The 25,746-nt window shown below is 70.0% G+C and carries 23 protein-coding genes; 4 read left to right on the top strand and 19 right to left on the bottom strand.

Annotated elements, in window-relative coordinates; all coding sequences use genetic code 11:
- Positions 1–249: 249 nt before the first annotated feature.
- The 10 genes from U9983_RS12130 to U9983_RS12085 all read right to left on the bottom strand — a co-directional run bounded on the left by U9983_RS12130 (position 250) and on the right by U9983_RS12085 (position 9,622).
- A complete protein-coding gene (locus tag U9983_RS12130; protein ID WP_322754118.1) occupies positions 250–591 on the bottom strand; it encodes a helix-turn-helix domain-containing protein in 342 nt (113 codons plus the stop codon).
- Positions 592–835: 244 nt separating this feature from the next.
- A complete protein-coding gene (locus U9983_RS12125; protein WP_322754117.1) occupies positions 836–1,579 on the bottom strand; it encodes a FadR/GntR family transcriptional regulator in 744 nt (247 codons plus the stop codon).
- 82 nt (positions 1,580–1,661) lie between these two features.
- On the bottom strand, positions 1,662–2,507 hold the full coding sequence (locus U9983_RS12120) for a hotdog domain-containing protein (RefSeq protein ID WP_322754116.1): 846 nt from the start codon (positions 2,505–2,507) through the stop codon (positions 1,662–1,664).
- Positions 2,504–3,700, bottom strand: a complete 1,197-nt coding sequence (locus tag U9983_RS12115; protein WP_322754115.1) for a CaiB/BaiF CoA-transferase family protein — start codon at positions 3,698–3,700, stop codon at positions 2,504–2,506. The genes U9983_RS12120 and U9983_RS12115 overlap by 4 nt, the downstream gene beginning before the upstream one ends.
- Positions 3,693–4,835 (bottom strand): CoA transferase, encoded by a 1,143-nt coding sequence (locus U9983_RS12110; RefSeq protein ID WP_322754114.1) that lies wholly within the window; start codon positions 4,833–4,835, stop codon positions 3,693–3,695. The genes U9983_RS12115 and U9983_RS12110 overlap by 8 nt, the downstream gene beginning before the upstream one ends.
- Before the next feature lies 1 nt (position 4,836).
- Positions 4,837–5,991: an acyl-CoA dehydrogenase family protein gene (locus U9983_RS12105; RefSeq protein ID WP_322754113.1), complete on the bottom strand. Its 1,155-nt coding sequence runs from the start codon at positions 5,989–5,991 to the stop codon at positions 4,837–4,839.
- A gap of 45 nt (positions 5,992–6,036) precedes the next feature.
- On the bottom strand, positions 6,037–6,924 hold the full coding sequence (locus U9983_RS12100) for an isocitrate lyase/PEP mutase family protein (protein ID WP_322754112.1): 888 nt from the start codon (positions 6,922–6,924) through the stop codon (positions 6,037–6,039).
- A gap of 88 nt (positions 6,925–7,012) precedes the next feature.
- Positions 7,013–7,843 carry an aspartate/glutamate racemase family protein gene (locus tag U9983_RS12095; RefSeq protein WP_322754111.1) on the bottom strand — a complete coding sequence of 277 codons (831 nt, stop codon included), beginning with the start codon at positions 7,841–7,843 and terminating at the stop codon, positions 7,013–7,015.
- Positions 7,840–8,799: a TauD/TfdA family dioxygenase gene (locus U9983_RS12090; protein WP_322754110.1), complete on the bottom strand. Its 960-nt coding sequence runs from the start codon at positions 8,797–8,799 to the stop codon at positions 7,840–7,842. Before U9983_RS12090 ends, U9983_RS12095 begins: the two co-directional genes overlap by 4 nt.
- Positions 8,800–8,872: 73 nt before the next feature.
- Entirely contained in the window at positions 8,873–9,622 is a 750-nt protein-coding gene (locus tag U9983_RS12085; protein ID WP_322754109.1) for a 3-oxoacyl-ACP reductase FabG, read from the bottom strand.
- Positions 9,623–9,752: 130 nt separating this feature from the next.
- Between U9983_RS12085 and U9983_RS12080 the strand changes: the two genes are divergently transcribed.
- Together U9983_RS12080 and U9983_RS12075 are read left to right on the top strand one after the other, a co-directional pair.
- Entirely contained in the window at positions 9,753–10,619 is an 867-nt protein-coding gene (locus U9983_RS12080; protein ID WP_322754108.1) for a transketolase, read from the top strand.
- A complete protein-coding gene (locus U9983_RS12075) occupies positions 10,616–11,611 on the top strand; it encodes a transketolase family protein (protein WP_322754107.1) in 996 nt (331 codons plus the stop codon). The genes U9983_RS12080 and U9983_RS12075 overlap by 4 nt, the downstream gene beginning before the upstream one ends.
- A 222-nt stretch (positions 11,612–11,833) precedes the next feature.
- Here the strand turns inward: U9983_RS12075 and U9983_RS12070 are convergent, their stop codons facing one another.
- Positions 11,834–13,519, bottom strand: a complete 1,686-nt coding sequence (locus U9983_RS12070) for an N-acyl-D-amino-acid deacylase family protein (protein ID WP_322754106.1) — start codon at positions 13,517–13,519, stop codon at positions 11,834–11,836.
- Positions 13,520–13,616: 97 nt separating this feature from the next.
- Positions 13,617–14,438 carry an enoyl-CoA hydratase/isomerase family protein gene (locus U9983_RS12065; RefSeq protein WP_322754105.1) on the bottom strand — a complete coding sequence of 274 codons (822 nt, stop codon included), beginning with the start codon at positions 14,436–14,438 and terminating at the stop codon, positions 13,617–13,619.
- 173 nt (positions 14,439–14,611) lie between these two features.
- Here U9983_RS12065 and U9983_RS12060 point away from each other — a divergent pair, with 173 nt between their 5' ends.
- A complete protein-coding gene (locus U9983_RS12060) occupies positions 14,612–15,505 on the top strand; it encodes a FadR/GntR family transcriptional regulator (protein ID WP_322754104.1) in 894 nt (297 codons plus the stop codon).
- A gap of 31 nt (positions 15,506–15,536) precedes the next feature.
- Here the strand turns inward: U9983_RS12060 and U9983_RS12055 are convergent, their stop codons facing one another.
- The 7 genes from U9983_RS12055 to U9983_RS12025 all read right to left on the bottom strand — a co-directional run bounded on the left by U9983_RS12055 (position 15,537) and on the right by U9983_RS12025 (position 24,368).
- Positions 15,537–16,478 carry a cupin domain-containing protein gene (locus tag U9983_RS12055; RefSeq protein WP_322754103.1) on the bottom strand — a complete coding sequence of 314 codons (942 nt, stop codon included), beginning with the start codon at positions 16,476–16,478 and terminating at the stop codon, positions 15,537–15,539.
- Positions 16,479–16,551: 73 nt separating this feature from the next.
- Entirely contained in the window at positions 16,552–18,258 is a 1,707-nt protein-coding gene (locus U9983_RS12050) for an N-acyl-D-amino-acid deacylase family protein (RefSeq protein WP_322754102.1), read from the bottom strand.
- Positions 18,259–18,339: 81 nt separating this feature from the next.
- Entirely contained in the window at positions 18,340–19,275 is a 936-nt protein-coding gene (locus U9983_RS12045) for an alpha/beta hydrolase (RefSeq protein WP_322754101.1), read from the bottom strand.
- Positions 19,276–19,353: 78 nt separating this feature from the next.
- On the bottom strand, positions 19,354–20,292 hold the full coding sequence (locus tag U9983_RS12040) for a fumarylacetoacetate hydrolase family protein (protein WP_322754100.1): 939 nt from the start codon (positions 20,290–20,292) through the stop codon (positions 19,354–19,356).
- Complete coding sequence (locus tag U9983_RS12035) at positions 20,289–21,992, bottom strand: FAD-dependent monooxygenase (RefSeq protein WP_322754099.1); 1,704 nt, start codon at positions 21,990–21,992, stop codon at positions 20,289–20,291. The genes U9983_RS12040 and U9983_RS12035 overlap by 4 nt, the downstream gene beginning before the upstream one ends.
- Positions 21,989–23,131 carry an acyl-CoA dehydrogenase family protein gene (locus tag U9983_RS12030; RefSeq protein ID WP_322754098.1) on the bottom strand — a complete coding sequence of 381 codons (1,143 nt, stop codon included), beginning with the start codon at positions 23,129–23,131 and terminating at the stop codon, positions 21,989–21,991. The genes U9983_RS12035 and U9983_RS12030 overlap by 4 nt, the downstream gene beginning before the upstream one ends.
- A 1-nt stretch (position 23,132) precedes the next feature.
- Complete coding sequence (locus U9983_RS12025; RefSeq protein WP_322754097.1) at positions 23,133–24,368, bottom strand: acyl-CoA dehydrogenase family protein; 1,236 nt, start codon at positions 24,366–24,368, stop codon at positions 23,133–23,135.
- Positions 24,369–24,660: 292 nt separating this feature from the next.
- Between U9983_RS12025 and U9983_RS12020 the strand changes: the two genes are divergently transcribed.
- Positions 24,661–25,746: ATP-binding protein (locus U9983_RS12020; protein WP_322754096.1), on the top strand; the 1,086-nt coding region annotated here is incomplete at its 3' end.

Genomic DNA, 25,746 nt, shown 5'->3' with positions numbered 1-25,746 from the left:
CCCCAGGGATAGCAGTGGATGGATGGTTGGTTGGTCAGCGGGTCGGCGCCGCACGGTCCCTACCTACGGCAGCTGTGAACGGCTGGGACTGGGACTGCGCCGCCGGATCCGTCCTGGCCTGTCCGGCGGGCGGGCCAAGCCACCCGATCGGACCACGGCGAGGTTCGCGGCTTCGACCGCCTCGGTCAGAGCAGACATCCGCTCGACTGAGGGCGCCGTCGCGACGACGCTGAGACGGCCCGCGCGTCGCTACAGTTGGGTGAGCAGTGTCCGGTTGCGGCGCACAAGATCCCACAAGTCGGCGACGTAGTCGTGCGTGCGCTGCTCTGGCGGCACCTTCCACTGTGCGTCGTCGCTCCACCGCTCGACGAAGCTGTCGACGTAGTCGCACAGCGGCTGGAGGATCACCGCCTCGAAGAGCTTCTCCTTCGAACCGAAGTGACGGAAGACGGCCGCCTGCGTCACGCCGGCCTGACGGGCGATATCCCGCGTCGAGGTACCGGCATATCCTTGCGTCTCGAACAGCGGCCGGGCCGCCGCGACGACGAGGTCCTGCACCTCGTCCCATGACCGCTTCGGCCGGCTCGCCACCTCATCGTCGCTTGCCGTCCGTGGCCGGCCCCGCCGGCTACCCCACCTCGGATCCCCGACCGGTGACGCCGGGCGGATGACCTCTCGACCGACAGTACCGGGCCACCGGAACACCCGCGCGACGCTCGTACGTGGGGCGTGCCGGGATCCGGGCCGTGGACCGCCGGCGACCAGGAATCGTGCACCCCCCGTTCTCCACCGTTCCCTCTGTGAACACTGCCGCCCGTGAGGCACGGGACAGGCGCTACGTCGGTTCCGGGACCGCGTAGGTGTATCCCTCGGCAATGTGCTCGCTCATGGTGAGGTAGGCCCCGGGGCCGTCACCGGCGCGGATCTTGTCCAGGACCCTCTCGTGAGCCGCGATGCCGGCCAGCCGGTTCTCCATGGTGTACCGGGATGGGAGATTGTGGGCCCAGTCCTCTTCCTGTCCGGACCAGAGCAGTTCGAGGGCGCCAACCAGGGCCTGCAGGGTCTGGTTGCCGCAGCGCTCAGCAAGCGTCTCGTGGAATCTGCGGTTGAGCGCGATGGCCGTGTGCTCGTCGCCCGTGGCTGCTCGTGTTTCGTCGATGAGCTCGGTGAGCATGGCGAGCGTCTGTCCGTCGCGTTGCTCGGCACACAGTTGCGCGCATACCGGCTCGATGGCGCGGAGCGCCGCGGCCAGGTCCGCGAGCTCCACTCGCCGGCTCCGCAGTACCATGCCGAGCCTGGACGCGGCGGCCGACAGGCTCGGGGCATGCACGACGGCCCCGCCGATGTTGCCGCGGACCACGGTGACCAGGCCCTCGGACTCGAGGATCCTGATCGCTTCCCGCGCGGCGGGCAGGCCGACCCCGAACTGCTTTCGCAGGTGCTCCAGGTTGGGAAGTGCGCTACCTTCGGCTATCTTGCCTTGGACGATCGAGCGCCGCAGGTGGTCCGCAATGAGTTCGGCGTTGGACCGCCGCCGGATCACCGGCCCCCGCGAGTCGGTGCCGACGTTCGCGGTCACGCCCGGCTTTTCCTGGATCATCATCCTTCATCAATTGATGCGACGATTGCGCGCGGCCTCCGGCCCCCCGTGCCCGGCTCGGTCATGAACGCGCCAGCCGAACTGTATAGGACGCGACCGCGCTGGCGGCCCCACCGACGCCGGCGACCCCGACCAGCACCACGGCCCGGCCGTGGCCGCGCTCCGCTACCCGGGACGTCACGGACGCCGTTCCCGTGAGCGGTACGGGGGCCAGGTAGTCGAGCGACACCGACTGCACCCGCGAACCGGCGAGCTCGCAACCCGGCTGGCGGCGCAGCCACTCGAGCGCGACGTCATTGATCACCGCGATCGCGCCCCCGTGCATGTACCCGTAAGAGTTGCCCAGGTCGCCGTGCGTCGGTATGCGCAGCCGGACCATATCGTCGCTCGCCTGTACCAGCTCGGTGGCGTCGTCGAGCAGGTCGCTCACCGCGGGGGTGTCGCCGGGCGGGACCCAGGACGGCGCGCTCACGCGCGCCCCGGCCTGGCGCGGGTCGAGCACGGCTACCCGGCCGGTGAGATGGCCCACCACGCCGCCGTCCGTCTCGTTGCTGATCACGCCGACGGTCATGGCCCGCCGCGGGCCCGACGCGGACGCGCTGGCCACCGCTCGCAGCTCCACCGACGGCCGGTCAAGCAGGTCGAGCCGCAGCGCCTCGGTGACGACACGTTCCGGTCCGGTCCGCCCTCGCAGGGCGGCAGCGCCCGCCGCAACGTCGGCCAGGATGACCAGGGGGGCGGGAAGCCCGCGCGCGATCAGCCCGTCGAGCCATGACGAAGGCCGCAGGCGGAAGGCCGGTTCGCCAGTGCTGGACGGGTCCGGGCCGACATCAACCAGGCTCGTGAACGGTATCGGCTGCCCGCTCAGCCCGATCGAGGGAGTGCGGGTTCCGTCGCGCAGGCTCATCGAGCGGCTCGGGATGCTGATGATCCGACGACTGTCGCCGACCGCAGCAGGGCGTCAATTCGTGCGCGCGGGATGCCCCATTCGGCCAGGACGGCCTGGCTGTGGTTCCCTGGCTGCGCCGCCGGACGAGTTTCCGGAAGCACATCCCGGGAGAACCGGGCGATAGGGCGGGGCGTCGGTACGCCGTCATAGTCGGCGAACAGGCCGATGGCCTGGTTGTGCTCGTCCTGCGGCGCTTCGCCGGGGGTAAGCACAGGGGCCAGGCAGGCATCCGCTTCCGCGCCCGCCCGGGCCCAGGCGGCGCGCGAGTCTGTCCGGAACCGCTCGGCGAAGAGCGCGCGCATCCGTGGCCACTCCGCACGGTCCCACTGCGAATCGGCGAGCGCGGGGTCGATTCCGAGGACGGTCAGCAGGGCGACGTAGAACTTCCGCTCGACCGCGCCGACGGCCACGTACGTCCCGTCGGCGGTCTCGTAGGTGTTGTAGAACGGGGCGCCACCATCCACCAGGTTCATTGCCCGCTGGTCGACCACGTTGCCCGCGATCCGTTCGTGGTGCAGCCGGGTCGTGGTCAGGGCCACCGCCTCCAGCATGCTCAGGTCGACGACCTGCCCGACACCCGTCTTGTTCACGGAGTGCACGGCGGCCAGGACGGAGAGGGCGAGCCCGTACCCTCCGCCCGCGTAGTCCCCCACCACATTCAGCGGTGGGGGCGGCGGCGCGTCGGCCGGGCCAAGAGTTCCGAGCAGACCGGACACAGCGAGGTAGTTGATATCGTGGCCGGCCAGCCCCGCGTAGGGTCCCTGCCTGCCCCAGCCGGTCGCCCGGCCGTACACCAGCCGGGGGTTACGGGCGAGGCATTCGGCGGGCCCGATCCCCGCCTTCTCGGTGATCCCCGGCCGGTATCCCTCCAGGAACACGTCGGCCACCGCCACCAGGTCGAGGACCGCGTTGGCACCGTCCGGGTGCTGCATGTCCACGGCGACCGAACGCTTGCCGCGCATTTCCTGAAAAGGCCGGGCCTGCCCGGGGCTGCCGATATCCCGGGCCCGGTCGACGCGGACCACGTCGGCGCCCAGCCCGGCCAGGACCATCCCGCAGAAGGGGACCGGCCCGAGGGCCGCTAGTTCGACGATCCGGAGGCCGGCCAGCGGCCCTCCGCTCGCCGGGCCATCCATCGCGGAGCTAGCCACGGCCACCCCCGAGCCAGTCAGCCGTGACGCTGTCCCGGTCCGCGCCGAGGGCCGGAGCGGGCCCCCGGGCGTGTACCGACCGGTCGGCGAAGGTGTACGGCGGGTTGAAGATGTAGTAGGCGCCGCCGGCGTCCGACTGGGCGCTGAGGATTCCTCGCTCGGCCAGGTAGGGGTCGGTCATGACCTCCTCGGGAGTCCGGAACGGCGCCGCCGCGACTCCGGCCGCGAGAAGCGTGCCGAGACACTCGGCGGAGGTCCTGACCGCCGCCCACTCGCCCAGGATGTCCATCAGCTCGGTCCAGTGCAGCTCGCGTGCGGGCGCGGTCCGGAAGCGCTCGTCCTCGGCCAGGTCGGGACGGCCGAGGGCCCTGGTCAGGCCGACGAACATGAGCTGGCTGACCGGAGCCACGGAGACGAAACCATCCGTGGTTGCCAGCGGTACATAGACTGATCGCGGTGGTCTCGCGCTGGTCTGCGCGGCCTGCATCTCGAAGACCATCAGGTTCAGCATCACGTCGAACAGGGCCAGGTCGATGAACTGGCCTTCGCCGGTCGAGTGGCGGGCCAGTAGCGCGGCCTGAATCGCCGTGCAGGCGTAAATCGCCGCCAGCGCGTCCGCCAGGAAGATGGCTGTGTTGGCCGGCTTCGCCGGATCGTCCTGGTAACGGAGGTTGGCCAGGTCGTAGCCGGAGGCCGCGTGGATGTTCGGGGCGTACGCTGCTCGCGTCGCAGCGGACGTATCCTGCCCATACCCGGAGATGGAGCAGTACACGACGCCGGGATTTCCTTCGTGTACGGCCGCGTAGCCCAGGCCGAGCTTGGCCATGACGCCGGGCCGGTTGTTCTCGATGACGACGTCCGCCCGCCGGGCCAGGGACTGGGCGAACTCGGCCTCCGGCGGCATAGCCAGGTCCAGCGTCACCGATCGCTTGCCTGCGTTGAGCTGGGTGAAGAACCGGCTGGAGCCGCCGTAGACCGGCGTGCGGCCGCGGTTGTGGTCCCCGCCGGGCGGGCGCTCGACCTTCACCACGTCCGCGCCGAGGTCGGCGAACAGCCGGGTGGCCATCGGGCCGGACATCATCGTGGTGAAGTCGAGGATCCGGACGGAGCCCAGCGGCCCCGGTGTCGCCGGCATGTCAGACCTCCGTCTCTTTGCCGAGAATGCCCCGCGCGATGGTGTTTTTCTGGATCTCGCTGGTGCCCTCATAGATCGTCGCTACCCGCACGTCGCGGAGGTAGCGTTCGACGGGATGCTCGGCGAGGTAGCCTGCCCCGCCCAGCAGTTGCACTGCCATGGACGTGACCTCGACCGCTACCTCGGTGGCGAAGTACTTGGCCATCGAGGACATCTGGATGGTCTCAGCGGCGGGGGCGCCCTGGTCGATCATTGCGGCGGCCCCGTAGACCATCCGGCGGGCGGCCTCCAGTTTGGTCGCCATGTCAGCGATCATCCAGCGCAGGCCCTGGTGCCGGGCCAGGCTCCGGCCATGCTGCTGGCGCTCGAGAACGAACCGCACCGCGTAGTCGAGAGCTCCCTGGGCCCCGCCGAGCGCGATAGCGGCCATCGCGGGCCGGTTGATCTGCAGGCCGCGCAGCGCGGCCGCCAAGCCCTGCCCCTCGCCGCCCAGGATGTTCTCATGCGGCACTCGGAGGTTGTCGAAGCGTAGGTCAACATTGGGCAGTCCGCGTTGGCCCATCTTCACGTTGTGCCGGTCTTCGATGAACCCTGGCGCGGAGGTCTCGGTGATGAAGGCGGTCAGCCCACGGCCCCCCGGTATGCCGCCGGTCCGGGCGAGGATCAGCGCGAACTGTGCCACCTTGCCCCACGAGATGTAGGACTTCTGCCCGTTGAGGAGCCACTCGTCGCCGTGCCGGACCGCAGTGGTCGCAATCTTGTTCGGGTCGGAGCCGCCTTCGGCCTCGGTGAAGGCGAGCAGGCTGACGCCGCCTTTGGCCAGCTCGGGCAGCAGCCGCTCTTTCTGCTCCGCGGTCCCGAAGCCGAGCAGGGGCATCACCATGTTGTTGTTCTGGCCGGCCAGGGTGGCCATCGCCATCGAACCCGCTGCCCCCACCTCTTCGCGGGCGATGCAGATCGAGGTGATATCGGCGCCCGGCCCGCCGTACCTGCTGGGGACGGCCAGCTGGACCAGTCCATAGTCGGACATCGCCTGATGCAGGTCGTGGGGGAACTCGTCGGTCTGGTCGAGGGAGCCGGCGATGGGGGCCACCGCCTTCGCGGCGAAGCTGCGGACCGACTCACGAAACAGCGATTGCTCATCCTCAGACAGCATGGGAAACTCCTGCGTCGTTACCGGTCAGTCGAGGGGAAGGTGTGGTCACGGCATTTCCCCGGTGATAACGTGGTAGCGCGCCTCGAGCGCGTCGAAAGCCGGCTTGCCCACGAGAGCCTGCCGCTCTGGCCAGCTGAGCATCGATCCGAGAACCTCCTCGGTGCACCCGTTTTCCTGGAGGGACGCGAGGACGATCTGGGCGCCGCGCACCGCTCCGCGCATGGCCGAGTTGGCATAGAGGACGAGCGAGTAGCCGATTTTGCCGAGCTCGTCGGCCGGCAGCATCGGTGTCTTTCCGCCCTCGACGACGTTGAGGAGCAGCGGGCCGGGCAGCGCCTCCGCCACCTGCACGATTTCGTCCCGCGATTCCGGCGCCTCCACGAACAACACGTCCGCGCCCGCTTCCTTGTACAGCCGAGCGCGGTCGATCGCGGCCTGCAGGCCGTCGGTGGCGCGGGCGTCGGTGCGTCCGATCACGACGAGATCGTCGTCGGTCCGCGCGTCGACGGCAGCGGAGATCCGCGCGATCATCTCACCCGTGGGGACCACCTGCTTTCCCTCGAAATGCCCGCAGCGCTTGGGGAAGAGCTGGTCCTCCAGCTGGATGGCACTGGCGCCCCGCTGTTCGAGCATCCGCACGGTCCGGCGGACGTTCAGCGGGCCACCAAAGCCGGTGTCGGCGTCCACGACGATCGGGATGCCGACCGCCTCGCGGAACCGCTCGGTCTGCGCAGCGATCTCCGTCAGCGTTACCAGTCCGAGGTCGGGCACTCCGAGCTGCGCATTGGCAAATCCCGCGCCGCTGAGGTAGATCGCGGGGAAACCCATCTGCTCGGCTACCCGGCCGGTGATCGCATCCGGGACGCCAGGAACGACCGCCGCTCCCGGTGCGTTGATCAAGGCGCGCATCCGCGCCCGGTGGTCCTCGCTCACAGCAGCCCTCCTGGTGATTGTCCGGCCGTCGAGCCGGCAGGCACGCTGCTGACCCGCGGGGAGGCGGGGCCGGCGCTGGGGTACGCGGTCATCGCCGCTCCGGCTGTAGGGCGGCCTCGATGTCGGCCACCCAGTCGGCGGGTGGCCGGGCGAACGTGGAGACCCGGCTGGTCTCCATCCCGTCGTACCGCTGCAGGTGGACGAGCAGGCGGGTGTAGGACAGCGTCACGCCGAGTGCGTCGAGGACTGGCAGGCCCGCGATCGACGTGATGCCGCGGGACCACAAGAGCTCGTTGAGGGCGCCTTCGGCGGGTATCAGCATCTCGGCGCCCGCCGTCGCGGCCAGCTCAGCCGCCCGCTGCAGGCTGTCGGTGAAGTTCCCCAGCTCCTGGCCGGCCATCAGCTGGACGAGCACATGCTCGGAAGCCGGCGGATCCAGCGAGTAGATGCCGCTCACCCGGGAGGTCATCCCGTGCCCGTCGACCAGCTCCCGGACACGTGGGATGCTCGTGGGTGTCAGGCAGATCAGCGCGGAGCGGGCGGCGAGCGACGAGGCTACGAACAGGCAGCTCTCCGGCATCGACGCAACCGGGATCCCGACCATGGACCGGCATTCCCGCAGATACGGATCACCGAACGTGGCCATCGCCACCGCGTCGTAGCCCGCCGCCTCAGCTTGCCGGCATGCCTCGATGGCCTGGGTCTGGATGCGGTACTTCAGGTACGGATAGCGCAGCACGTGGGCTGGGGGACGTCCGCCGTAGGACTTCGCCTGGGCACCGTGAATGTCCACCGTGACGTCCTGCGGCATCACCTTGGCGATGTGCGCCCGCAGGAGGTCCTGGTACTGACCGAACTCGGACAGGGTGGCCATGGACTGATGCCAGATGCGCACCGTCCCGGCGTCGCCGCGGCTCATACGGCCGGGATGGTCTGCATGAACGGCGCCGACGCGGCCTTCGCCTCCTGCGGGCTCAGCCCGGTCGTGTTCGGTACCCGCTCGCCGAAGCGCGGTGTCGGGACCTCACCCTCCGCGGATACATGCCACATCGTGCGTCCTTGGCTTTCGGGCCACCCATCCCGGCTGTGCACCGTGGCGGTGTTGTCCCAGATGATGAAGTCATCCGGCTCGAGTGCGGCGCTGACAGAGCAGGGACTGGCGTTCGTGTGTTCCCACAGTTCGTCCAGCAGCGCCCGGCTGTCCCGCTCGGTCCATCCGACGATGAGGCTGTCGCGGCGGACGGGCAGGTAGAGCGCGGGGCGGTTGGTGGGAATGTGCCGCCGCACCAGGGGATGGATCCGGCCCACCCGGCGGTCCTCGAGGGGGAGGGACGGCGCATCCCTGGCTATCGCGACTTCGATCTGCCGGAGGAACACGTGGTGCATGACCTTGAGCGACTTGATGCGCTCTTTGGTCTTCTCGGGCAGTGACTCGTAAACCTTGGTCATATTCAGGAAGTAGGTCGTGGGCGGTGGCGTGGGGGCGGTGCGGCAGTAGAAGGCAATGTGCCCGGTCGGCACTTCCCAGATGGTGCTGTCGCTGTGCCAGACCTGGGCTGAGCAGTTTCCGTCTCCCAGCGGGCGGCCGGTTTCGGGGTCGTTCTCGTTGGAGATGACCTTGATCATGTCGTGGCCGGGCACGTGCAGGGCGTTTCCGCCCGCGCGGCGGATGTCCAGCAGCGGGCCGAAGTACCCGGCGATGCTCGTCATCGTCCGCGGTGAGATCCGCTGGTTCCTGATCCGGACGACCAGGTGCTCGTTCAGGGCCGTGCGGAGCTGGTCGATGAAGTGCCGGTCATACGCGTCCTTCTCCAGTTCCACGCCCGCGAGATCGACGCCGATGTCCGGAGTGAGGGCCGTAGCCTTGATGGTCATGTCGTCTGTTCCCGTCGGTGCAGCGGCCGGGCCCGGCGCGGGCGGCCGGAGGGGAGAGGCGGTGCCTCGCCGGTCAGCGCAGGCGGCCGCCCGCGATCGTGAGCACCTCGCCGGTGATGAAGCCCGACTGGGCAGCGGCCAGGTAGAGCACAGCGGCTGAGATATCGGCTGGCTCGCCGGGTCTCCCAGCCGGGGTCAGGGCCATCGCCCGCCCCCGGATCTGCTCGTAGAAGGGCAGGGTCCGGACGCGATCGGTCACGATGTAGCCGGGCGCGATGGCGTTGGCGGTGATGTTGGACTTCGCCAGCTCGAGGGCCAGTGCGCTGGTGAATCCGACCAGGCCGGCCTTGGCGGCCGCATAGTTGGCCTTGTTGATGTCCCCCCGGTAGGCGCGTGAGGAGATGTTGATGATCCGGCCGTAGTTCTTCGCGAGCATGTGCGGTGCCACCGCTCGCGTGACATGGAACGGCCCGGTCAGGCAGACGTCGATGACGGTCTGCCACTCCTCGTCGGTCATCGTCACCAAGGGCGCGTCGCGGGACAGGCCAGCGCAGTTGACGAGGATCTCGATAGATCCGTGCTTCGCGGCAATGCCGGAGACGGTAGCTCGCACCGCGGCGGCGTCCCGGACGTCTGCCACCACGGCTTCGGCGCGCAGGCCATCGCCGCGGATCTTCCCGGCCAGCTGGTCACCGGACTCCCGGTCCTGATCCCAGACCATGACGTGGGCGCCCTCGGCGGCCAAGGCGGCGCAGATGCCCGCGCCCAGCCCCCGGCTCCCGCCGGTTACCACGGCCACCTGACCCGCGATCCCCAGATCCATCGAGCACCTCCCGTCCTTCCGTCTATTATACGTATGATAGCTTTCATAGCTTGTCAAGGGCGCCCGCTCTCGGCAGGTAGAGGCCGGTGGCACCAGGCATCGGCGCATTCGAAGGTCTGGAGGGACCCGCGTGACCGCGCCTCACCCACTTCGGCTGGATCCCGGCGAGCTGGATGACCTGAACGAACACGCGCGCCGCGTGCGGGTCTCGATCGTGACGATGCTCGCGGCCGCCAAGAGCGGCCACAGCGCCGGCCCGCTCGGCCTGGCCGACATCTTCGCCGCCCTGTACTTCAATCTGCTGCGCCATCGACCCGAGCAGCCGGACTGGCCGGACCGCGACATCATGTTGCTGAGCAACGGCCACACGGCACCGGTGCTGTACGCGGCGATGGCGCACTCCGGCTACTTCCCGCTCGAGGAGCTGGGCACGCTGCGCCGGCTCGGGAGTCGCCTCCAGGGCCATCCGGAGCGGCATGCGCTGCCCGGGCTGGAGAACACCAGCGGCCCCCTCGGCAGCGGCCTGTCCCAGGGGGCCGGATATGCGCACGTGTTCCAGCACCTTGACCACCGGTCGGACCGCTGGGTCTATGTCGTCATGGGCGACGGGGAGCTGAACGAGGGCAACGTCTGGGAAGCGGCGATGTATGCCAGCAAGTACCGGCTCAGCCAGCTGATCGGCATCGTCGACCGCAACTTCATCCAGATCGACGGTGACACCGAGGACGTCATGCCGCTGGGTGACCTCGCCGGAAAATGGTCGACCTTCGGCTGGCATGTCCTGGAGGTCGACGGCCACGACATCGCCGCGCTCGTCGACGCCGTGAACGTGGCCAAGGCCGAAGCCTCGCGCCCCAGCGTGATTATCGCGAACACCGTGCCGGGCAAGGGCGTCCCATTCATGGAAGGGGACTACACCTGGCACGGGAAGGTCCCGAACGCCGATCAGGCCGCCGACGCCGTCCGCGCACTGACCGCGGTAGGAGCCGCCCGATGACCGCCAGTACCCCGGTGATCTCCGTGACTGGCGAGGTCACGAGGCGGGAGCCGATCCGTATGGGCTTTGGCCGCGGCCTGCTCGCCGCCGGGAAGCAGGACGACCGTATTGTCGCCATCTGCGCCGACCTCGCGGAGAGCACGCAGATGCACCTCTTCCGCGATGCGTTCCCAGAGCGATTTGTCGAGGTCGGCGTCGCCGAGCAGAACCTGGTGACAGTGGCCAGCGGCATGGCCGCGACCGGGCGCATCCCGTTTACCAGCAGCTATGCCGCGTTCAGTCCCGGCCGGAACTGGGAGCAGATCAAGACCACGGCCGCGCTGAACGATCGGCCGGTCAAGATCGTAGGCTCGCATGCCGGGCTGAACGTCGGCCCGGACGGCGCGACCCACCAGATGCTCGAGGATATTGCCCTCATGCGGGTGATGCCGAACATGGTCGTCGTCGCCCCCGGTGACAGCGTGGAAGCCGAGAAGGCCACACTGGCGCTGGCGTTCAACGGACTGCCCAGCTACCTGCGGCTGGCCCGGGCCAGCACCCCGGTCTTCACTACAGACGACGCGGCGTTCACGCTCGGTCAGGCGTACATTCTTCGTGCGGGCGGCGACGTGACGCTCGCCGGCACCGGCACGATGACCTACCACCTGCTGGTCGCCGCGGAGAACCTCGAACGCCACGGCGTCTCGGCCGAGGTCGTCCACCTGCCCACGATCAAGCCGCTGGACGAGAACACCCTGCTCGCGAGCGTCGCCAAGACCGGCCGCGTCGTCTCCGCGGAGGAGGCGCAGATCGCCGGAGGCTTCGGCGGCGCGATCGCCGAGTTCCTCTCCGAGCGGCTACCTACACCCCTGCTCCGCTGCGGGATACACGACCGCTACGGCGAGTCCGGGGACCCCGACGAAGTCCTACACAAATTCGGACTGACCGGTAACCAACTCGCCCGCCGCATCCTTGAGTTCGTGCAACGTGGTGCCGGCGAGCTCCTCGGGTGAGCCACTCGCGCATCTGACGTAAACATCCAGCACCCTGCTGTTGCGTTGCTGTTACAGATTGGGAACAGGGTGGGATGTCGGAGATCCGTGGACTCCTTGCACCGCGGCGCTCGATCGGCCTCGTAGGAAAACCGAATCGTGTCGGCGGAGAGATGCGGGCCCGTTTGGCCGCCGGGTACGCGACGTGGCGTTCCTGGCGACGCGCCAATGTCGGTGTGTCCCTTACCGCCGGGCGTCGAGCAGCGTTCCGGGCTGGGCGCCGGTTGCGCGGTCCGCTTCCTGGGTTACCACACCGGACACCACGGTGGCCCGGTAGCCACCGCCGGCCCGGCGTAGTCGGCTGGCTCCGCCCGGCAGGTCGTGGACGAACTCCTCCGGCCGGTAGCGCAGTTCGTCCAGGTCGAACACGACCAGGTCGGCGTGCCCGCCGACCTCGACCACGCCCCGCCCGGCGAAGCCGAACAGCCGCGCCTGCCGGCCGGTGAGCTGGTGGACGGCGTCTTCGAGGGTCAGGTCGCCGCGTTCGCGGACGTGCCGGGTCAGGACCAGGGTGGTGTCGCCGGCGGCGCACATCATCTGGAGGTGGGCCCCGGCGTCGCTGTTGGAGATGATCCCGGCCGGATGGACCAACGCGTCAGCCACCGCGTCGACGTCGGCGTTGTAGACGCCGACCGCGACGATGCCCGGGTCGAGATCGTTGCCGACGAGCCAGTCGGCGAGGACGTCGCTGGGGTGGCCGCCCCGGTCGGCCACCAGGTCGGCGAAGGTGCGGCCGACCCACTTTTCGTGTTCCGGCCGGGTCACGGAGACCAGTCGCAGCATGCCGTGTTCGTGGTGGCGGAACATCGTGCGCGGCACGGAGTCCCATTCCGCGCGGGCCACCGCCCGCCACCGCGGGTCGCCGAGCAGCCGGCGTTTCTCAGAGGCGGGGGCCTGCACGAGTCGATGCCAGCCCGCGGTCAGCGCGAAGAACGACATCCCGCCGGACCAGTTGAATCGGATGTCCATGGTGCGGGGGGTGATCTGCGGGTAGACGAGGTCGCCTTCCGCCTGCAACGCGGCCGCCCGGCCCAGGGCCGACCGGAGCTGGTCGGGGTGCTGGTCGTCGTGGACGACACCGTTGTAGGTGGCGAGCACCCCGCGGGGGCGGCACAGCCGGGCCATCCGGTCGACGTCGTCGTGAAAGCGCCGCCGCGCCACGTTGGGGATGTAGGAGAGGAATGCGCGGTGGTCCGCGACCACGTCGAGAAGGGCGGTGAACTCCTCGTCGTCGGCGAGGCGGGACGGCACCGGGCGTTTGTCCGCGTCCTCGTCGAAGAACGAGGTGGACAGGGCAAAGGCGCCGGCAGCCAACGAGTCGTCGAGCGCCGCGGCGATGGCCCGGCGCTCCGTCTCGGTCGCCGGGCGTTCCCAGGCGGCCTCACCCATCGCCCACAGCCGCAGCGGGGTGTGCCCGACCTGGGCGGCAAGGTTGATGCCGAATCCCCGCCGGCGCAGGGCCGCCCGGTACTCGGCGTACGACGACCAGCTCCAGTCCACCGCCCCGTCGAAGACGTCGCGGGGCAGATCCTCCACATAGCAGAAGAGGCCACCGACCGCCTCCCGGTGTTCCGGCCGGACCGGGGCCAGCGACAGGGAGCAGTTGCCGGTCAGCGCGGTCGTGACGCCGTGCAGCGCCAGCGGGTCCGCGGCCGGGTCCCAGAACACCTGCGGATCGACGTGGGTGTGGGTGTCGATGAAACCGGGGGCGACGACGGCCCCGGAGGCGTCGAGCTCCGGCTCACCGTCCGGGCGCAGGCCCTCGGCCACCTCGACGACGCGTCCGTCCCGGACCCTGACGTCCGCGTGGCGGCCCGGTCCGCCGGTCCCGTCGACCACCGTCCCGCCCCGCACGATAAGCGATGTCATCAGGCTCCTTGTCGAACGTCGGACTGCCCTCGGGGGTTGGTGGCGCGAGGGACCGCCGGGACGCGAGCGGCGCCTCCGGCGGCCCGGGCATGGGCTTTCATCGCCGGTGGTAGGCGGCCGGCCGTCCAGCGCGGCGGGCGGCGTTCGCCTCTGCCGCGTCCTCGGTTCGGGCGTTGTGGGCCATCCGCTCGGCCTCCGCCGCCAGGTGGTCGGCGAACCCCAACCGTTCCCCGTCCCGGAAGTTCGCCTTCATCGCCTCCACCGCCAGCGGGGGCGCAGCCGCGACCTGGCGGGCCACGCCGAGCGCGTGCGCCAGCACGCCGCCCGCCGGCACGACGGCCTCGACCAGGCCGATCTGCAGCGCCCGCGCGGCGTCCACCCGGACGCCGGTGAAGTACAGCTCGCGGGCGAGCCCGGGACCGACGATGCGCGGCAGCGTCCAGGTCCCGCCGTAGTCGCCGGACTGTCCGGCGGCGCCGAAGGCGGTGACGAAAACCGCGGTGGCGTCGGCGTAGCGCAGGTCGCAGGCACAGGCCCAGGCCCAGGCCCAGGACAGTCCGGCACCCGCGCACGCCCCGTTGACCGCGGCGATGGTTACCTTCGGCATCTCGCGCAGCAGCAGCGCGGTGCGCATGTTGCGCTGGATCCGCACGACGTCGGCGTGAACGGTGCCGCTGCGGCCCAGGCCCGCCAGCATGTCCCGGTCGGCGCAGGCACAGAACCCGCGGCCGGCACCCGTGATGACGACCGCGCGCACCGCGTCATCGGTCGCCGCGCGCTCGAGCAGTCCGTCCATCCGCGCCATCAGCTCATAGGTCAGCGCGTTCAACCGATCCGCTCGACTGAGCGTCAGCACCGCGGTGGAGCCGTCGACCACCTGGTACGTGACGGGCTCGCCCGTTCCGCTGTCCTCACCCACCGGGGATACGTTCCATCACGCGCATCCTGGCGCGGCGCCACCGACCCATCTCATGGTTCAACCATATAACACTGCCGGTCCGGTGCGGTCAACGGAGCGGGCGGGCATCGTGATGGAGGCCGCGTCAACGGTAGTACCATAGAGTGTTGGCTAGTACCGATAGGGTGATCAGGGTGATACAGCAACGACAGGGAGGCGCTCGTGGCGTCCGGACCACAGACCCACGTCGGTGCCCCACCCCCTCGGCAGGGGAGGAGGAACTGCCGTCACCTCCCGCGTCGGGCGCGGTGATGATCGCCTCGGGTCGCCCGCTCGTCTCGCCCGCTCGCGCAAGCCGGACCTTCGACGAGGTCATCCGCCAGCTCCAGGACCTCATCCGCCGGCAGAAGGTCAAGATCGGCGACCGGCTGCCGTCAGAACGTGCGCTGGCCGAACAGTTCCAGGTCAGCCGCAACATGGTCCGCGAAGCACTGCGGATGCTCGAGATCACCGGGATGATCGAGCTGCGCACGGGCCGCTACGGCGGCGCGTTCGTCTGCACGGGCCGGCCGGAGATCGTCACGCGGAGCCTCGCCGACATGATGCATCTCGCGGCCTTCTCGCTGGCCGACCTGACCGAGGCCCGGCTGTGGCTCAGCACCACGGTCGTCCGGGTGGTCAGCCAACGCGCGACCGAGACTGATCTCGACCGCCTCGGCGCGAACGTCGACGCCGCCGTCGCCTACGCGGCCGCCGCGGACTGGCCCCACGTCGCGCAGGTCAACATGCAGTTCCACGACATGCTCGCCGAGCTGACTGGCAACCCCGTACTGAAGATCATCCATGACTCGGTGATGGGCGTCATCCGCGAGATATCGCTTGCCCTCGGCCCGATCAGGAGCGACGCGACCGTCCGGCACCGGGTGAAGATCCTGGAGCACCTGCGCCGGCGCGACGCCGACGCGGCGGCCGCGGAGATGGCAGCCAACCTGGCGTCGGTCCACGACTTCTGGCTACGCGAAATCGGGGACCGGCCGGTCGGCGAGATCACCGGCGCCGTCTCCACCGCCCTGCGTCGGGACGCGTGACGACCACCGGCGGACACGATCGCCCGCCCGGTCACCCGCTGATTTCCTCCCGGTAGAGACGCAGGTGACGCAGCAGCGGTTCGTCGCTCGCCCGGAGCACGACCGCGTCCTCGCCGGCGGTCACCCGGTGCCGCCACCACGGCGGGATCGCCACCACGTCGCCGCGCGACGCCGTGAAGGTCGACGCGCCGTCCTCGACGTCCTCGACGTCGACGACGACCGCGCCCGACAGCGGGATGAGCAGGCTGCTGGTGGTCGTGCGACGGGCGGGCAGCGACGCCCCGCCGGCCAAGCTCAGCGCCTCCAGCTCGATCGTCAGCAGGTGGTCGGCGCCGAACGCGGCCCGCCGCACGCCTGGCGCGATCTCCGGCGCCGACCGTGCGAGTTCCGCCGCGGCGAACCGCATCGGAGAGGCCGGATCGGCGTGCTCGATCGTCTGGCGCAGGTCCGGGTGGGTCTCGAAGAACATGGCCCGCAGCTGGTGGATCAGCGGCACGTCGAGGATGTCGATCCAGTACGCCTCCTCGTCGCTGTCGTTTCCGTGCCCGTGCCACCGCCAGTTGGGGGTCAACAGGACGTCGCCGCCGGCCATGTCGATGCGGGTGCCGTCGACGACGGTGTAGGTGCCCGGGGGGACGTCGACGGCCACCCGCAGGGCGCTGGGCGTGTGGTGATGCGCCCGGGGGGACTCGTGCGGGAGAACCATCTGGTAGGCCGCGACCAGGTTCGGCGTCGAGGCGTAGGTGTTGCCCTTCTTCGGGTTGACGCAGATCAGGTTGCGGCGTTCGGCGAACTCCACCGACACGAACTCCCCCGCCGCATGCAAAGCCGCTCGGGCATCGGTGTAGCGCCAATGAAACGGCGGAAAATCCCTTTTCGGCTCCGGGTAGAGCGACGGCTCGGGCTTGGCCCACCCCGGCCCGAAGGACCGTTCGGCGAGTTCATCGAAATACCCGTCCAGTGCTGTCCCCACGGCACGCTCTCCCTTCGGTCGACGTCCCTATCAACCGCACCTGGTCGTACGTCCGGCCGCGGGCTCGATCGCGTCATACCGGCGTCGCCTCGCCACGGCCGACGAATCCGCCCGGTCGGGCTCCCGTCAGCGTGCCCTCGGACTGCGTCACCGTGCCGGCGACGACCGTGTGCCGGAACCCGCCCGCAGGCCGACGCAGCCGCTTCCCGCCGCCGGGCAGGTCGGCAACAAAGCTGTCGGGCTCCCAGGCGAGATCCGCCAGCGCGAAGACGGTCAGGTCCCCGGCGAGCCCCGGCGCGATCCGGCCGCGGTGACTCAGGTTGAACGCGTCAGCTTGGCGACCGGTCAGCGCGTGCACCGCCTCCTCGACGGTGAAGTCGCCGCGCTCGCGGACGTGCCGCGCCAGCAGCAGCGTGGTGTCGCCGGCGGCGCAGAACATGGTGAGGTGCGCTCCGGCGTCACTGTTGGACACCAGCGCGCCCGGGTGACGCAGCAGCGCCGCGACGCCGTCGGGGTCGTAGTTGGACAGTCCGACCCCGACGATGTCGGGCACGAGATCCTCCTCGAGTACCCAGTCCGCCAGCACGTCCGAGGGATGGCCGCCGCGCGCCGCCACCAGGTCGGCCAGCGTGCGGCCGACGAACGGCTGGTTCTCCGGCCGCCTGGCGGCCATGATCCGCACGCGGTCGGGTACCCGGTGCGGGAACGGGTTGAAGGTGACGGTGTCCCACTCCTCCCGCGCGACCCGGCGCCAGTCCGGGTCGGCGAGCAGCCGCCGTTTCTCCGCCTCGTCGGCCTGGATGGCGCGGTTCCACCCCTGGGCGAGATTCATGAAGCTCATGCCGCCGAAGAAGTTCGGCCGGACGTCCATCGTCCGCGGGGTGACCTGCGGGTAGACCCGGATTCCCTCGTTCTGCCAGGCGGCGGCCCGGTCGAGCATCTCGTGGAAGGCCCGCTCGGACCGTTCGTTGTGGTAGATCCCGAGCCAGGACGAGGCGACGCCGCGCGGGGCACACAGCTCGACGAACCGGCCGACGTCACCCGCCATGTACCTCAGCTGCTGGCGGGGGATAAACTCCAGCGGGGCGTCGTAGCGGGCGAGCACGTCGATCAGGGCAGCGTGTTCGGCGTCGTCCGCGAGCACGCTGGGCACCGGGCGCCCGGTCGGGTCCTCGTCGAACATCGACGTCGACAGGCCGAAGGCGCCAGCCCGCAGGCAGTCGTCCAACACGGCGGCGAGTTGCTCCCGCTCCGCGGCGGTCGCCGCGCGTTCCCAGGCCGCGTCACCCATAACGAACATCCGCAGCGGGGTGTGGCCGACGAAGTACGCGGCGTTGACGGCGGTGCCGCCGCGAGCGACCAGGCAGTCGCGGAACTCCGCGAACGTCGACCATGACCACGGCACGGCCTGCTCGAAAGCCTCCCGCGGGATGTCCTCGACGAACGCGAAGATCGTGGTGACGGCCTGCCGGTCCTGTGGACGCAGCGGCGCCAGCGACAGGGAGCAGTTGCCCGTCACGACCGTGGTGACCCCGTGCTGCGGCATCGGATCGCACAGCGGATCCCAGAACAGCGAGGGGTCCAGGTGGGTGTGGGCGTCGATGAAACCGGGGGCGACGTAGGCACCGGAGGCATCCAGCGTCTGCTCATCGCCGCCCTCGGCCCGCAGCCCTGGCCCCACCTCGGTGATGACCCCGTCCCGAACCCGTACGTCGGCGCCATAGGCGGCCGCACCAGTGCCGTCGACGACCGTTCCACCGTGAATCAGTACACAGCTCATCGTCCCCTCCCTCACCTGTCGATACCCGCCGCCGACGACCCGCGGCGATGTCGTGGAACGTCATGGACTGCCCCGGTACCGTCATGCCGACAGGGCGTCGCGGCGCATCCGGTCGGCCGGGGCGGGCGCCTTCGCCCGCGCGGCCGGCCAGCCCGGCGAACCGGCTCGGGGGAGGATCAGGTCGGCGAAGGCTGCGGGGTCCTCGTAGCCGAACAGGTGATGGCGCCGAGCCATCTGCAGCGGAACCCCGATCCGCGCCGCCTGTTGCTCGAACCACCGGCGCGGCAGGTGTGACTCGGCGCCCGCGGCCACCACCGTCGGACAGGACAGGCGGCCGAGCGCCGCCCAGGCGGCCGGCGTACTGACGCTGTGCCAACTTCCCAGGTACGCGCGGGCCTCGTCGTCGGGATGGCAGCACAGCTCGACGGACCCGTCCGGGCGCGGCCGGGTGCCGGCGGCGGCGTAGGCGGCCCGGACAGCCGGGGTGAACTCGGCGAACGGTCGCCGGGTGCGCAGGTGGTCGTCCAGCTCGACGCGGCTCGGGAACACCGCGCGCCAGCGGGCCGCCGCGGCGGCGCTTCGCCGGCCGCCGACATAGGAACCAGGTCCGGCGGGCTCGGTGGCGACGTCGACGACGATCGCCTCCGCGAGGACGACGCCCACCGGCGGCACCCCCAGCTCGCCCAACAGCTCCGCGAGCAGCACCGCGACCCCGCCACCGAAGGACATCCCCACCACCAGGGGGCGCTCGATACCCAGCGCGGACAGCACCGCCGCAGCGTCGTGGGCCGCCTCAGTAAAGGTCAGGGGGACTCCGTCGGGCAGCGCCTCGGATCGCCCGTGGCCGGGAAGATCCAGGGCGACCGGTCGGACCACCCCGGCGATCTCCGCGGCCAGCGGGCCGAACAGCCCGGCGCAGAAGCCGGCCGGATGGAGCAGCACCACGGGTGGACCCGCGCCGCCCCAGTCGTAGCAGGCGACGCGCCGCCCCTGCCGCCGCACGGCCACGACATCCACTCGGCACCTCATGTCGTTCTCGGCAATCCAGGTTGTTCGGTCAATTCGATACCGGCGCGGTCCCGGCCGGCCGGGCGGCTACGGACCGCTCGACCCGGCCGCTGGGCCCCCGGATGTAGGAGGCTCGTAGTCGAACGCGATGTTCGTGCCGCCGACGCCCCGGATCACCGGGACGGACATGCTGCCCACCGACTCGATGGCGATGGTCACCTCGTCGCCCGGTCGCAGGGGACCCACGCCCTCGGGGGTCCCGGTCGCGATCACGTCGCCCGGATGCAGCGTAGTGACCGACGAGGCGAGGACGATCATCTCGCGTACGTCGACGATGAGGGAACGGGTGTTGGCCTTCTGCCGCAGCTCACCGTTGACGGTCAGGGCCACGTCGAGCTGGTCCGGGTCGGCGACCTCGTCGGCGGTGACGATCCACGGGCCAAGCGGCGTGAAGGTGTCGTAGGACTTGCGCATCACCCGTTCCTCGGCGCCGCGCACGGTCACGTCGATCAGGCAGGAGTACCCGAAGATGTGCCCGAGCGCGTCCGGGCGGGAGATGTGCCGCCCACCCCGCCCGATGATGATCGCCAGTTCGCACTCGTGGTGGATCTCCCGCCCGGGCAGATCCGGCAGCACGATGGGCTCGGCCGGCCCACTGAGCGACGAGGGCGCCTTGAGGAAGAAGCCGTTGCGGTCGGCGCGGTTCTTCGAGGTCATTTCGGCGATGTGGGCGTGGTAGTTCGCCGGGTAGGCCAGCAGCTTGCTCGGCCAGCCGACCGGCGCGAGCAGGCGCGCCGACGCCAACGCGACGCCGGGCCGGGTCGCCAGCGCTTCGGTGATGCGCGGCCGTAGCTCGCCGAACGCGGCGATGAGCGCCACGTCGGCGACCGGGGGCCAGCTGCCGGCCGGGACCGGGGACAGGTCGGTGATGTCGACCAGCTCCGCGTCCCCCTCGCCCGCGTCGCGGATCACGCCGATCGCCGCGCCGGCTCCCGCGGCCGCGGTGGCAAAGCGAGCCAGTCTCATACCGGAACCTCCCGTGTCGGAGCGTGCTGGAAGGGGGGCGCGGACCGTCGCCCGGCGTACCCGCCACGGACCGTGTCGAGGACGAAGCCGGGGTCGGCGGGCGGTCTGTCGGCGCGCCAGGCGACGTGTCCGTCCGGCCGGACGAGCACGTACCGGGTCTCGTACGCGGCGACCACGTCCGGCCCGTCGAGGCTGATGACGGACAGCGGCACCCCGCGGCTGGCGGCCGCCTCCGCGAAGGCAGCCGTGTCTGCCCCGGCGGTGCCCGCGGTGTCCGCGGCCGCGCCGGTTCCGAGCCGGAGGAGGACAAAACCTCGGCCGAACAGGTCGAGGGTGGAGCGGCCGTCGGGGAGCCAGACGTGTGGTGCCCGCGCGCCGGGATAGGTTGTCTGGGTGTAGGTCATCTTCTCGTCCGGCGGCTCCGGGGAGCCGTCCGGGACCAGCACCTGGGAGTTGTAGCGGTAGCCGAGGTGGATGCCCAGGGTGTGCCACTCGTGCTTCATCCGCGCGGCGAAGCCTTCGCCGAGGGACCGGCGGGCGCGCTCGCCGGCGTCACCGGGGTCCAGGAATTCGGGGGGTGGCCGGAGCTCGTTGCGCGGCGACAACATCCGGGCCAGGTTCCGGCTGGCCTCGGCGACGTTGCGCACCGCCACCGGGCGGCGGTCGTCCTCGTAGGAGGCGAGCAGGCCGGGGGTGCCCCACCCGTCGAGGGTGGCGGCGAGCTTCCAGGACAGGTCGACGGCGTCCCCGATACCGGTGTTCATGCCGAAGCCGCCGGTGGGGGACATCACGTGGGCGGCGTCGCCGGCGACGAACACCCGCGCGGTGCCGTAGCGGTCGGCGACGAGCTCCCCGCGGGTCCACGGGACGACCGTCTCGATCTCGTAGTCGATGGGGGCGCCCACGGCCCGCAGGATCGCTTCGTGGATCTCGGCGGCGGACCAGACCCGCGGCATGGCGTCCCCGATCAACGACATCCGCCAGCGGTCGGCGCCGTTGATGGCGACGATCGTCGCCCAGGTGCCCTCCGGACCGATGACGATGAACCGGTAGGCCTTGGCCTTGTCGTGGCGGTCGGGCAGGTCCCGGCACCGAAAGATGATATTGGTCGTGTAGGTCAGGGCCGGCGTTCCGCTCATCGGGATGCCGGCGAGGTCACGCACGGCGCTGGACGCCCCGTCACAGCCGACCACGTACCGGGCGGTGCACCGCCGCTCGGCGCCCGTTCCGCCGATGTCACGCAGCGTCACCTCGACGTGGTCGGGGTGTTCGACGAGGTCGACCAGCTCCGTACGGTAACGCAGAGTAACTCGATCGAAGGAGGTCACAAACCGGCGCAGGATCGGGTCGAACATGTCCTGCGGACACCGTTCCCGGATCTGCGGGCTCTGCGGCGGCGGGACCGCGGCCGCCATCGCCGGGACCCTTTCCCGGCCGAGCTCGTAGCCGTTGAGGGCGGTGACGTAGGCGTTGTCCTGCGGGTAGTCGCGGGGGTAGGGCGAGTCCACCACATCCTGGACGATGCCCCAGCGCCGGCAGTGCTCCATCGTGCGGATGCCGACCAGATCCATCTTCGGCTGGTAGATCGAGCCGTCGCCGCGCTCGAGGAGCGTGCTGGGCACCCCTCGCCAGGCCAGGTCGCCGGCGAGGGCCAACCCAACCGGACCGGCGCCCACGATGAGGACGTCGACGTCGGTCACCCGATCACCCCACGAGCGATGATCTCTTTCTGGATCTCCGTGGTGCCCTCCAGAATGGCGATCAGCTTGGCGTCACGGAAGAGCCGCTCGACGGGGTGGTCTCGCATGTACCCGGCGCCGCCGAGCAGTTGGACGCAGGTCGTCGTGACAGCCATGCACACGTCCGCGGCGAACGCCTTGGCCATCGAGGAGATGGTGACCAGCTCCTCGTGCGGCACACCCGCGTCGAACTGGCGGGCCACCTCGTAGACCAGGCAGCGGGTCGCCTCGAGCTGGGTGGCCGCCTCCGCGATCATCCAGCGCGGGCCCTGGAACGCCGCGACCGGCCGGCCCTTGACCTCCCGCCGCTCGCAGTAGGCGATCGCGTAGTCGAGCGCAGCCTGCGCGCCGCCGATGCCCATCGCGCCGATCGTCGGCCGGTTGATGTGCAGGGAACGTAGCGCGGCCCGGAAGCCCTTGCCCTCCTCGCCGAGCATGTTCTCCTCGGGCACCCGCAGGTCCTCGAAGAACAGCGACACGTTCGGCACGCCGTGCTGGCCCATCTTGCGGTCCTGCGCGCCGACCACGAAACCGGGGGTGGCGGTGTCGACGATGAAGGCGCTGATGCCCGCGCCCCGGGGCTGGTCGTTCGTGCGGGCCATCACCAGTGCGTATTTTGCGACGCTGCCCCAGGTGATGTAGGATTTTTGGCCGTTGATGACCCAGGACGAGCCGTCCCTGACCGCTCTGGTGCGCATTGCCGCCGGGTCGGAGCCGGCGTCAGGCTCGGACATCGCGAGGCAGGTGAGCGACCTGCCTTTGGCGATCTCGGGCAGGAATCGCTGCTTCTGCTGTTCGGTACCGAAGTTCAGCAGCGGCTGGACGAACACGCCGCACTGGCCACCGAGCTGGCCGAGCCCGGTGAGCCCACCCTTGGCGATTTCCTCCCGAGCGATACAGGTAGACGTGAGGTCCCCGCCGGGCCCGCCGTAGTCTTCCGGCACGGCGAGCTGGAGTAGGCCCATGTCCCCGAAGACCTCGATCAGTTCCTCGGGGAACCGGTCGGACTCGTCGACCTCGGCGGCGATCGGCGCGACGCGGTCGGCGACCATTTCGGCGACCGCGTCGCGGAACATTTCGTGTTCAGCATCCAGGCGCATGTCAGCTCCTCACCTGCTCCGATCGGTGGTGGACGCGTCCGTTGCCGGCCTGGTGCGCGGCGGCCCAGCGGGGCGCGACCGCCCGGGGCGCGGCCGAGCGGATCAGGCCGCGGGCGATGGTGTTGAGCTGGATCTGGCTAGTGCCCTCGTAGATGGTGGTCAGCTTCGCGTCCCGCATATACCGCTCCACCGGGTGGTCGTCCATGTAGCCGGCGGCCCCGAGCACCTGGACGGCGTCGGTGGTCACCCGCATCGCGGTTTTCGCGGTCATCCACTTGGCCATCGAGGAGATGGTCGCGATGGACTCGAGCGGGGCCCCCTGGTCGACCTGGCGGACGCATTCGTAGAGCAGGCAGCGCGCCGCCTCCACGCGGGTCGCCATGTCGGCGAGCATCCACCGCAGGCCCTGGTATTCGACCAGGGAATGACGCCCCTGGTATCGCTGCTTCGCGTAGTCCCGGGCGTAGCCGAACGCGGCCTGGGCCCCACCCACGGCGATTGCGCCGATCGGCGGGCGCATGAGATGCAACGCCCGCATAGCCGCCCGGAAGCCGTCCCCCTTGTCGCCGAGCATGTTCTCGGTGGGCACCCGTAGCTCGTCGAAGAACACCTCGACGTTGGGGATACCGCGGCCGCCCATCTTGACGTTGTGCCGGCCCTCGACAAAACCGGGCCTGTCGGTCTCCACCAGGAATGCGCTGATCCCACCGCCGCCGCGGGCGGGAACCGGCTCGCTGGTTCTGGCGAAGACCAGCGCGTAACGGGCCGCCTTGCCGTAGCTGATCCACGACTTCTGCCCGCTGAGGACCCAGGAGCCGCCGTCGCGGCGGGCCCGGGTCGTCATCGCCGTCGGGTCCGAGCCCGCCCCGGCCTCGCTGAGGCAGACACAGGCGATGGCGCCCTTGGCCAGCTCGGGGAGGAACCGCTCCTGCTGCTCCTGGCTGCCGTACGCCAGCAGCGGATAGGCGACGATCCCGTTCTGCCCGGCGAGCTGAGCCAGCGCCATGGACCCGCTCTCGGCAACCGCCTCCCGGGCGACGCAGACCGAGGTCAGGTCGGCGCCGGGGCCACCGAAGCGCTCCGGGATCATCAACTGGATCAGACCCAGGTCGACGAACCGCTCGACGATCTCCGGCGGAAGCTGGTCCTTTCTGTCGACGTCGGCCGCGATCGGCGCGATCTCCCGGGCGCCGAACGCCAGCACCGAGCGCCTGAACGCCTCATGCTCCGCCGCCATCCGCCCCTCACCCCGTCCGTCCTTAATGGTTGAACCTAAGAGCTGACGCGGACGCCGTCAAGATGCGGTGCGCGAACAGGGCGCGCTTGCCCGGTGACACCCGACCGGCGTCGGCTCCGCCGTGATCCGCTGGTGCATCCAGGCAGGAGCGATCATCCCCGAAGTCATGGCGCAGCTCCTTCAGGGGCGTCAGTGTGCCCTTCGATCGTCATGTGTCTCACAGCAAAACAACTGAGTCAGGGAGTGACGATGCGGCTTTTGGGGCTGTCGGCTAGGGTGCGCGGGCATAGGCATGACTGCGAAGCGCTCTCGGGATAGCCGGCTGGTCCCGGATCTGACCAGTTTCGTGGGCCGGCGGCGCGAGTTGAGCGAAGCGAGGCGTTTGCTGTCGGTGTCGCGGCTGTTGACGCTGACTGGTCCTGGTGGGGTGGGCAAGACGCGGTTGGCGTTCCGTCTCACTGGGGAGCGGTGGCGGGCGTTTCCGGATGGGGTGTGGGCCGTCGAGTTGGCTGAGCTCGATGATCCGGAGTTGTTGGCGTATACCGTGATCCGCGCGCTGGGACTGCTGGATCGGTCGAACCGGTCGGTGCAGGCAACGCTCGTGGATCATTTGGCGTCGCGGCATCTGCTCCTGGTGTTGGATAATTGTGAGCACCTGGTCAATTCTTGTGCGCAGCTCGCTGACGCGATGTTGCGATCATGTCCGGATCTGCGGATCTTGGCGACGAGTCGGCAGCCGCTCGGGGTCGCGGGTGAACAGGTTTTGGTCGTACCACCTTTGTCAGTTCCGAACGTTGACCAACGGCTGTCAGGCGAGGGTCTGACGCATTATGATGCTGTGCGCCTGTTCGTTGACCGTGCGGTTGCCGTCCGGTCGGGCTTTGCTCTCACCGAGGGCAATGGCGCTGCGGTAGCGGGTCTGTGTCAACGGCTCGACGGCGTTCCGCTGGCCATCGAGTTGGCCGCGGCCTGGCTGTCGGTGATGTCGCCGGCGCAGGTCCTCGAGCGGCTCGGCGATCAGATTCGGCTTCTCGTCCACGGCAGCCGCAGCGCGCCGAAGCGTCAGCGGACGCTGCGAGCTTTGATCGAGTGGAGTTTCAGTCTGTGTTCAACTGAGGAGCAGAGGGTCTGGGCCGACCTGTCGGTTTGCGTCGGCGGTTTCGATCTGCACGCGGCCGAGGAGATCTGCGCCAGTGGAACGGTCACGTCCGGTGACGTTGCGAACCTCGTCCGTGGGTTGGTGAACAAGTCTGTCCTCGTCACCGAGGAATACGAGGGCGCCGTCCGCTATCGGATGCTGGAGACGGTACGCCAGTATGGCCGGGATCGCTTGCAGGAGTCCGGCCGGATGGTCGCTGTGCTGGAACGCCACCGGAGC

Source organism: Protofrankia sp. Cas3 (genome assembly GCF_963555955.1).
Taxonomy (GTDB): Bacteria; Actinomycetota; Actinomycetes; order Frankiales; family Frankiaceae; genus Protofrankia.
Note: the sequence above shows the minus strand (reverse complement) of the source record. Positions and strands in the feature narration are given on the sequence as shown.